The following is a 9,845-nucleotide window of genomic DNA, read 5'->3' on the forward strand; positions in this document are numbered from 1 at the left end:
GAACATCACGCACACCAGGACCGGAAGACCGGAAAAGAGGGACCACTGATGGAGTCGGCTGAAATCCGCCGCCGCTGGCTGAGCTTCTTCGAGGAGCGTGGGCACACGGTCGTGCCGTCGGCGTCGCTGATCGCGGACGACCCGACGCTGCTGCTCGTCCCGGCGGGCATGGTCCCCTTCAAGCCGTACTTCCTCGGCGAGGTCAAGCCGCCGTTCGCCCGGGCCACCAGCGTCCAGAAGTGCGTGCGCACCCCCGACATCGAAGAGGTCGGGAAGACCACCCGGCACGGCACGTTCTTCCAGATGTGCGGCAACTTCTCCTTCGGTGACTACTTCAAGGAAGGCGCGATCAAGCACGCCTGGGAGCTGCTGACGGGCTCGGTCGCCGACGGCGGTTACGGCCTGGACCCCGAGCGCCTGTGGATCACCGTCTACGAGAAGGACGACGAGGCCGAGCGCATCTGGCGCGACGTCGTCGGCGTGCCCGCCGAGCGCATCCAGCGGCTCGGCATGGGCCCCAACTACTGGTCCATGGGTGTGCCGGGCCCCTGCGGTCCCTGCTCCGAGATCAACTACGACCGGGGCCCGGAGTTCGGCCCCGAGGGCGGGCCCGCCGTCAACGACGAGCGCTACGTGGAGATCTGGAACCTGGTCTTCATGCAGTACGAGCGCGGCGCCGGCACGGGCAAGGAGGACTTCGAGATCCTCGGCGAACTGCCCGCCAGGAACATCGACACCGGCCTCGGCCTGGAGCGCCTGGCGATGATCCTCCAGGGCGTCCGCAACATGTACGAGACGGACACCCTGCGCGTGGTCATCGACAAGGCCACCGAGCTCACCGGCGTGCGCTACGGCGCCGGCGAGGACTCCGACGTCGCGCTGCGGGTCGTCGCCGACCACCTGCGCACCTCGGTGATGCTGATCGGCGACGGCGTGACCCCCGGCAACGAGGGCCGCGGCTACGTGCTGCGTCGCATCATGCGCCGCGCCATCCGCAACATGCGCCTCCTCGGCTCCCAGGAGCCGGTCGTCGGCCGTCTGGTGGACGTCGTCATCAACACGATGGGTCTGCAGTACCCCGAACTGGTCACCGACCGCGAGCGGATCATGACCGTCGCGCTCGCCGAGGAGGCCGCCTTCCTCAAGACGCTGCGCGCGGGCACCGGCATCCTCGACAACGCCGTCAGCGAGACCAAGGCCGCCGGCGGCCGCGAGCTCTCCGGCGAGCAGGCCTTCCTGCTGCACGACACCTGGGGCTTCCCCGTCGACCTCACCCTGGAGATGGCCGCCGAGCAGGGCCTGACCGTGGACGAGGACGGCTTCCGCCGGCTGATGCGCGAGCAGCGCGAGCGGGCCAAGGCCGATGCCATGGCCAAGAAGACCGGCCACGCGGACCTCTCCGCCTACCGCGAGGTCGCCGACACCGCCGGCGCCACCGAGTTCACCGGCTACATCCACACCGAGGGAGAGGCCACCGTCGTCGGCCTGCTGGTCGCCGGGGTGTCCTCGCCGGCCGCCCAGGAGGGCGACGAGGTCGAGATCGTCCTGGACCGCACGCCGTTCTACGCCGAGGGCGGCGGCCAGCTCGCCGACACCGGCCGGATCCGGCTGTCCGGCGGCGCCGTCGTGGAGGTGCGGGACGTCCAGCGTCCGGTGCCGGGCGTCAGCGTGCACAAGGGCGTCGTCCAGGTCGGCGAGGTCACCGTCGGCGCCGAGGCGTACTGCGTGATCGACGTCGCCCGCCGCCGGGCCATCGCCCGCGCCCACAGCGCCACCCACCTCACCCACCAGGCGCTGCGCGACGCGCTCGGCCCCACCGCCGCCCAGGCCGGCTCGGAGAACTCGCCCGGCCGTTTCCGCTTCGACTTCGGCTCCCCGACCGCCGTGCCCGGCTCGGTGCTCACCGACGTCGAGCAGCGCATCAACGAGGTGCTCGGCAGCGACCTCGACGTGCACGCCGAGGTCATGAGCCTGGACGAGGCCAGGAAGCAGGGCGCCATCGCCGAGTTCGGCGAGAAGTACGGCGAGCGCGTGCGGGTGGTCACCATCGGCGACTTCTCCAAGGAGCTGTGCGGCGGCACCCACGTCCACAACACCTCCCAGCTCGGCCTCGTCAAGCTGCTCGGTGAGTCCTCGATCGGCTCCGGCGTACGCCGTGTGGAGGCGCTGGTCGGCGCCGACGCCTACCGGTTCCTCGCCAAGGAGCACACCGTCGTCGCCCAGCTCACCGAGCTGGTCAAGGGCCGCTCCGAGGACCTGCCCGAGCGGATCTCCGGCATGATCACCCGCCTGCGGGACGCCGAGAAGGAGATCGACCGGCTGCGCGCGGAGAAGGTCCTCCAGGCCGCCGGGTCGCTCGCCCAGGGCGCCAAGGACGTCAAGGGCGTCGCGCTGGCCGTCGGCCGGGTGCCGGACGGCACCAGCGGCGAGGACCTGCGCAAGCTCGTGCTCGACGTGCGCGGCCGCATCCCCGCCGACCGCCCGGCCGTCGTGGCCCTGTTCAGCGTCGCGAACGACCGCCCGCTGACCGTCGTCGCCACCAACGAGGCGGCCAGGGAGCGCGGCCTGAAGGCCGGCGACCTGGTGCGCACCGCCGCCAGGACGCTCGGCGGTGGCGGCGGCGGCAAGCCCGACGTCGCCCAGGGCGGCGGCCAGAACCCCGGCGCCGTGGACGATGCCATCAGCGCCGTCGAACGCCAGGTGGCGGAGGTCGCGTGAGCGAGGCCGGAGGCCCGTTGATGCGCCGAGGCCGTCGGCTGGCCGTCGACGTGGGGGACGCCCGGATCGGGGTCGCCAGCTGCGACCCCGACGGGCTCCTGGCCACGCCGGTGGAGACGATCCCCGGTCGGGACGTCCCCGCCGCGCGACGCCGGCTGGCCGCGCTCGTCGAGGAGTACGAACCGCTGGAGGTCGTCGTCGGGCTCCCCAGGTCGCTCAGCGGCGGCGAGGGCCCGGCGGCGGCGAAGGTGCGCGACTTCGCGCAGCACCTCGCCGGAGAGATCGGCCCGGTGCCCGTCCGGCTGGTCGACGAGCGGATGAGCACCGTGACGGCCGCCCAGTCCATGCGGTCGGCCGGAGTGAGTGCGAAGAAGGGCCGCGCACGTATCGACCAGGCGGCGGCCGTGGTCATCCTCCAGAGCGCCCTGGAGGCCGAACGGGTGTCAGGAAGCCCACCCGGAGAGTGCGTCGGAGGAGTTGTCTGATCGCAATACGGTAACGTTCCGGGCGACACGGCGGCCGCTCGAACACAACAGCGGTAAGGCGGACCGCCGCAGCGCGGCATAGGGGACAGATGACTGAGTACGGCCGGGGACACGGCTCCCAACCATGGCACCCGGAGGACCCGTTGTACGGGGACCGGGGCGGGGACGGGGCTCAGCAGCAGCCGGGCTGGGACCAGCACGGCGGCCAGCCGCAGCCCTACCAGGACCCCCACGGCCAGGGCACGCACGGCGAGGGCATCCAGGGTCAGGGCACGAACGGCCACGGCTCGCACGGCCAGGACGCCCACGGCCACGGCCCCCAGGACCAGTCGTACGGCGGGCAGTACGACAGCCGGTACGGCGAGCATTACGGCAGCCAGTACGACAACCAGTACGGCGAGCAGCAGGGTTGGCAGCAGCCCGGCGGCGGCCACCACGGCTACCCCGCCGGCTCCGGGAGCGGCTACCACCCGGCGGGCGGCCAGCAGCCGGGCCAGGCGGCGGACGGCCACTACGGCGGCTACGGCGACCAGTCCCATGGCTACGGCGGCCAGCAGCACACCGACCAGCAGCACGCCGACCAGTCGCACGGCGGTTACGGCGGCCACCAGCAGGATGCCCACGACCCGTACGCGTCCGGCGCCGGCTATGCCGATCCCGCCGACCCCTACGGCCAGAACTACGGCTACCAGGACCCGGCCGTCCGGCCCGACACCTACGCCACCCCTGACGCCTACCCGCCGCCGCGCCCGCCGCACGGCCGGGGCCAGGAGGCGTCCCAGGCGCCCGGTCCGGACCCGGAGACCGGCTGGGACCCCGGCCCCGAACTCGACGACCACGCCTTCTTCGCCGCCGCCGACCCCAGCCGGCCCACCCGCTCCCCGCGCGACGAGGAGCCCGAGAAGCCCGGCCCCCGGGCGGGCCGCGCCGGCCGCCGCCGCCGTGCCGCCGAGGAACCGGAGGAGCCCGCGGCCCCCGGTCCCGACGGCACCGACCCGGACGAGGACACCGACGAGGACCCCCGCGACGGAGGCCGCCGGGCGGGCCGCTCCCGGCGGGGCAGCGCGCGCCGCAAGAACGGCATGGCCTGCCTGATCGTCGCGGTGGTCCTGGTGGGCGGCGTCGGGGGAGCGGGCTACTACGCCTACACCCTCTACAAGGAGCGCTTCGCCAGCGCGCCCGACTACGCGGGCCAGGGCAGCGGCGAGGTGCAGGTGACGGTTCCCGAGGGCGCCAACCTCGGCGCCATCGCCCGCATCCTCGAACAGGAGGGCGTGGTCAAGAGCGCCGCGGCGTTCGTCTCGGCGTCCGCGAAGAACCAGGACGCGCTGCGGATCCAGGCCGGCAGCTACGTGATGCGCAAGGAGATGTCGGCCGCCGCCGCCGTCGAACTGATGCTCAACCCGGCCAGCCAGAGCGGCCTGATCATCCCCGAGGGGCTGCGGGCGAGCCGGATCTACCAACTGATCGACGAGCGCACCGAATCACCCGAGGGCACCACGGAGAAGGCGGCCGAGAAGACCGACCTCGGACTGCCGTCGTGGGCGAACGGCGAGGTGGAGGGCTTCCTCTTCCCGTCCCGGTACAGCGTCACCAAGAACTCCGAGCCGGCCGAGGTGCTGAAGGAGATGGTGAAACGCGCCAAGGCCGAGTTCCGCAAGGTCGACCTGGAGACAAACGCCCGCAAGGTGAACCGGTCGCCCTACGAGGTGCTGATCATCGCCTCGCTCATCCAGGCGGAAGCCCAGGAGGACGAGGAGTTCGGCAAGGTCTCCCGGGTCATCTACAACCGCCTCGAACCCGGCAACAGCGCCACCAACGGCAAGCTCGACTTCGACTCCACCATCAACTACGCGCTCGGCCGCTCCACGCTCGACGTGTCGGTGACGGACACCAAGCTCGACCACCCGTACAACACCTACCGCAACGCCGGACTGCCGCCGGGCCCCATCGACAACCCCGGCCACCAGGCGATCGAGGCCGCGCTCAACCCCACCAAGGGCGACTGGCTGTACTTCGTCACGGTCAAGCCCGGCGACACCCGGTTCACCTCGGACTTCGCCGAACACAACAAGCACGTGCGCGACTTCAACGAGGAGCAGCGCCGGAAGCGGGAGGCGGGGGGATGACCGGGCGGACGACAGGCCGGGCCAGGCGCGCGGCGGTGCTCGGCTCACCCATCGGGCACTCCCTCTCACCCGAGCTGCACCGGGCCGCCTACCGCGCACTCGGCCTCACCGACTGGACGTACGACCGCTTCGAGGTCACCGAGCGCACCCTGCGCCCCTTCCTGGGCGAGCTCAGCGGCCCGTGGGCCGGACTGTCGCTGACCATGCCGCTCAAGCGGGCCGTGATCCCGCTCCTCGACGAGGTCGGCGAGACGGCCACCGCGATCGAGGCCGTCAACACCGTCGTCTTCACCGACGACGGCCGGCGGATCGGCGACAACACGGACGTGCCCGGCCTGCTGGCCGCGCTCGCCGAGCGGGGCGTCACCCGGGTACCCGAGGCCGCGGTGCTCGGTGCCGGCGCCACCGCCTCCTCCGCGCTCGCCGCGCTCGGCCGGATCTGCGACGGCGAGGTCACCGCCTACGTGCGCTCGCCCGAGCGGGCCGCCGAGATGCGCGGCTGGGGAGAGCGCCTGGGCGTCCGGGTCCGCACGGCGGACTGGGCGGACGCCGCCCGGGCGCTGCGGGCCCCGCTGGTCGTCGCCACCACCCCGGCCGGCAGCACCGACGCGCTGGCCGGCGCCGTGCCCGAGCGGCCGGGAACCCTCTTCGACGTGCTCTACGAGCCGTGGCCCACCCCGCTCGCCGCCGCCTGGTCCGCGCGCGGCGGCGAGGTGCTGGGCGGGCTGGACCTGCTGGTCCACCAGGCCGTGCTCCAGGTCGAGCTGATGACGGGCGTGCCCGAGGCGCCGCTGGCCGCGATGCGCGCGGCCGGGGAGGCCGCGCTGGCGGCCCGCGCCGCGCTGCGCGAGCAGTCCGCCTGATACCGGCTCCGCCCGTCCGCTCCACGGTCCGCCCGCCCGTTCCGCGGGCCGCCCGAGCCGCCGCGGGGGAGCCGTCTCAGGACCGACGCGCGAGCCGTCCGCCAGACGGACCGGAGTCCGGTCGCGGGGCCGGAACGTGGCAGGATCAAGGCAAGCACTTCGCGCCCGGAACCCAAGGAGCACCCGTTGAGTAGCTTGCGCTGGCTGACCGCAGGGGAGTCACACGGCCCCGCGCTCGTGGCGACGCTGGAGGGACTGCCGTCCGGCGTGCCGGTCACCACCGAGATGGTGGCCGACGCCCTGGCCCGCCGCAGGCTCGGCTACGGACGCGGTGCCCGGATGAAGTTCGAGCGCGACGAGGTCACCTTCCTGGGCGGCGTCCGGCACGGGCTGACCCTCGGCTCCCCGGTCGCGGTCATGGTCGGCAACACCGAGTGGCCCAAGTGGGAGCAGGTCATGGCCGCCGACCCGGTCGACCCCGCCGTGCTGGCCGAGCTGGCGCGCAACGCCCCGCTCACCCGCCCGCGCCCCGGCCACGCCGACCTCGCGGGCATGCAGAAGTACGGCTTCGACGAGGCCCGCCCGGTGCTGGAGCGGGCCTCCGCGCGGGAGACCGCCGCGAGGGTGGCGCTCGGCACCGTCGCCCGCTCGTACCTGAAGGAGACCTGCGGCATCGAGATCGTGTCGCACGTCGTCGAACTCGGCGCCGCCAGGGCCCCGCAGGGCGTGGTGCCGGTGCCCGGCGACGTCGAGCGGCTGGACGCCGACCCGGTGCGCGCGCTGGACGAGGCCGCGAGCAAGGCGATGGTCGCCGAGATCGACCAGGCCCACAAGGACGGCGACACCCTGGGCGGCGTCGTGGAGGTCCTGGCCTACGGCGTGCCGGTGGGCCTCGGCTCCCACGTGCACTGGGACCGCCGGCTCGACGCCCGGCTGGCCGCCGCGCTGATGGGCATCCAGGCGATCAAGGGCGTCGAGGTCGGCGACGGCTTCGACCTGGCCCGTGTCCCCGGCTCGAAGGCACACGACGAGATCGTGCCCACCGAGGACGGCATCCGCCGCTCCTCCGGCCGGTCCGGCGGCACCGAGGGCGGCCTGAGCACCGGCGAACTGCTGCGGGTGCGCGCCGCGATGAAGCCCATCGCCACCGTGCCCCGGGCGCTGGCCACCGTCGACGTCACCACCGGCGAGCCCGCCAAGGCCCACCACCAGCGCTCCGACGTGTGCGCCGTGCCGGCGGCCGGCATCGTCGCCGAGGCCATGGTGGCGCTGGTGCTCGCCGACGCGGTCGCGGAGAAGTTCGGCGGTGACAGCGTCACCGAGACCCGCCGCAACGTGCGGGGCTTCCTGGACAACCTGGCGATCCGGTGACCGTCGACGCGGGGCCGCACGACGCCCGGGACCTGCCACCGCGGGGGCCGAGGGTGGTCCTCGTCGGCCCCATGGGGGTCGGCAAGACCACCGTCGGCAGGCTGCTCGCCGAACGGCTGGACACCGACTTCCGGGACACCGACGAGGACGTCGTCGCCACGGCGGGCAAGCCCGTCGCGGAGATCTTCTTCGACGAGGGCGAGGAGCACTTCCGCGCGCTGGAGCGGCAGGCGGTGGCCACCGCGCTGACCGAACACGACGGCGTGCTCTCCCTCGGCGGGGGAGCGGTGATGGCCGAGGAGACCCGCCGCCGCCTCGCCGGCCGGCCGGTCGTACTGCTGACGATGGACGTCGCCGAGGCGGTGCGGCGCACCGGCCTCGACGCGCCCCGCCCCCTGCTCGCGGTCAACCCGCGGCAGCAGTGGCGCCGTCTGATGGAGGAGCGGCTGCCGCTGTACACGGAGGTCGCCCGGGTGGTCGTGGACACCGGCGGCCGCGGCCCCGAGGAGGTCGCCGAGGAGATCCTGGCCGCCCTGGAGCTGAGCAGGCCATGACAGACAACACAGGCATGAGCGCTGAGGAAGGCATGACCATCAACACGCCCGTCCGCATCACCGTCCCCGGCAGCGCGGGAACCGACCCCTACGACGTGCTGATCGGCCGGCGGCTCCTCGGTGAGCTGCCGGCGCTGATCGGCGACCAGGCCCGGCGGGTGGCCGTACTGCACCCCGAGGCGCTGGCCGAGACCGGCCAGGTGCTGCGGGAGGACCTCGCCGCACAGGGCTACGAGGCCATCGCCGTGCAGCTGCCCAACGCCGAGGAGTCCAAGACGGCCGAGGTCGCCGCCTACTGCTGGAAGGCGCTGGGCCAGACCGGCTTCACCCGCACCGACGTCATCGTCGGCGTCGGCGGCGGCGCCACCACCGACCTCGCCGGCTTCGTCGCGGCGACCTGGCTGCGCGGCGTGCGCTGGATCGCGGTGCCGACCACGGTGCTGGGCATGGTCGACGCGGCCGTCGGCGGCAAGACCGGCATCAACACCGCCGAGGGCAAGAACCTGGTGGGCGCCTTCCACCCGCCCGCCGGCGTGCTGTGCGACCTGGCCGCGCTGGAGAGCCTGCCGGTGAACGACTACGTCAGCGGCCTCGCCGAGATCATCAAGGCCGGCTTCATCGCCGACCCGGTGATCCTCGACCTCGTCGAGAGCGACCCCAAGGCGGCGCGCGGCCCCGACGGCCCGCACACGGCGGAGCTGATCGAACGCTCCATCCGGGTCAAGGCCGAGGTCGTCGGCAGCGACCTCAAGGAGTCCGGCCTGCGGGAGATCCTGAACTACGGTCACACGCTCGCCCACGCCATCGAGAAGAACGAGCGCTACGAGTGGCGGCACGGAGCGGCCGTCGCGGTCGGCATGGTCTTCGCCGCCGAACTCGGCCGCATCGCCGGCCGGTTGGACGACGCGACCGCCGAACGCCACCGCACGGTCCTCCAGTCCGTCGGACTGCCCGTCACCTACCGCGGCGACCAGTGGCCGCGGCTGCTGGAGACCATGAAGGTCGACAAGAAGACCCGCGGCGACCGGCTGCGCTTCATCGTGCTGGACGGCCTCGCCAAGCCCACCGTGCTGGAGAACCCGGACCCGGCCATGCTGCTGGCCGCTCACGCGGAGATCGCCGCGTGAGCGCCCGCCGGGTCCTGGTGCTCAACGGCCCCAACCTGGGCCGTCTCGGCTCGCGCGAACCGGACGTCTACGGCTCCACCACCTACGCCGGACTGGTCGAGCGCTGTGTGGAGGTCGGCCGCAAGCTCGGCATGGACGTCGAGGTCCGGGAGACCAACGACGAGGGCGAGATGATCCGCTGGCTGCACGAGGCGGCCGACGGGCGACTGCCCGTCGTCCTCAACCCCGGTGCGTTCACGCACTACTCGTACGGCATGCGGGACGCCGCCGCCCAGCGCACCGCGCCGCTGATCGAGGTGCACATCTCCAACCCGCACAGCCGGGAGGAGTTCCGGCACACCTCGGTTGTCGCCTCCGTCGCCTCCGGCACCATCGCGGGCTTCGGTATCGGCTCCTACCTGCTCGCCCTGCAGGCCCTCGCGGACGAACTCGGCGACTGAGCCGGCCCCGTCACGGCCCCGGCCGTGACGGGGCCGGGCCCACCGCAGGTTCACACCGCGACGGCCCGCCAGGTACCGTTCGGTAAGAGGGAGGACGGCGCGCAGGGCGCCGGGAGACACGGGAGCGGGCACGGATGCAGCACTACGGGGGGCAGCAG

At 73.2% G+C, this 9,845-nt stretch carries 8 protein-coding genes; all 8 read left to right on the forward strand.

The features are described 5' to 3' along the window. Positions 1-48 precede the first annotated feature (48 nt). Positions 49-2,718 carry an alanine--tRNA ligase gene (gene alaS / locus GL263_RS14490; RefSeq protein ID WP_182856115.1) on the forward strand — a complete coding sequence of 890 codons (2,670 nt, stop codon included), beginning with the start codon at positions 49-51 and terminating at the stop codon, positions 2,716-2,718. A gap of 20 nt (positions 2,719-2,738) precedes the next feature. After that, complete coding sequence (gene ruvX, locus GL263_RS14495) at positions 2,739-3,203, forward strand: Holliday junction resolvase RuvX (RefSeq protein WP_182856120.1); 465 nt, start codon at positions 2,739-2,741, stop codon at positions 3,201-3,203. A gap of 89 nt (positions 3,204-3,292) precedes the next feature. Beyond that, on the forward strand, positions 3,293-5,332 hold the full coding sequence (mltG, locus tag GL263_RS14500; RefSeq protein WP_182856116.1) for an endolytic transglycosylase MltG: 2,040 nt from the start codon (positions 3,293-3,295) through the stop codon (positions 5,330-5,332). Then, on the forward strand, positions 5,329-6,195 hold the full coding sequence (locus GL263_RS14505) for a shikimate dehydrogenase (RefSeq protein ID WP_182856117.1): 867 nt from the start codon (positions 5,329-5,331) through the stop codon (positions 6,193-6,195). The genes mltG and GL263_RS14505 overlap by 4 nt, the downstream gene beginning before the upstream one ends. A gap of 186 nt (positions 6,196-6,381) precedes the next feature. Next, positions 6,382-7,566, forward strand: a complete 1,185-nt coding sequence (gene aroC / locus GL263_RS14510) for a chorismate synthase (protein WP_182856118.1) — start codon at positions 6,382-6,384, stop codon at positions 7,564-7,566. After that, positions 7,563-8,120, forward strand: a complete 558-nt coding sequence (locus GL263_RS14515) for a shikimate kinase (RefSeq protein WP_323379397.1) — start codon at positions 7,563-7,565, stop codon at positions 8,118-8,120. The genes aroC and GL263_RS14515 overlap by 4 nt, the downstream gene beginning before the upstream one ends. Positions 8,121-8,134: 14 nt before the next feature. Continuing rightward, entirely contained in the window at positions 8,135-9,247 is a 1,113-nt protein-coding gene (gene aroB / locus GL263_RS14520) for a 3-dehydroquinate synthase (protein ID WP_228456507.1), read from the forward strand. Continuing rightward, entirely contained in the window at positions 9,244-9,687 is a 444-nt protein-coding gene (aroQ, locus tag GL263_RS14525) for a type II 3-dehydroquinate dehydratase (protein WP_182856119.1), read from the forward strand. The genes aroB and aroQ overlap by 4 nt, the downstream gene beginning before the upstream one ends. Positions 9,688-9,845: the final 158 nt, after the last annotated feature.

It is taken from the genome of Streptomyces durbertensis (assembly GCF_014156695.1).
GTDB classification, from domain to species: Bacteria; Actinomycetota; Actinomycetes; order Streptomycetales; family Streptomycetaceae; genus Streptomyces; species Streptomyces durbertensis.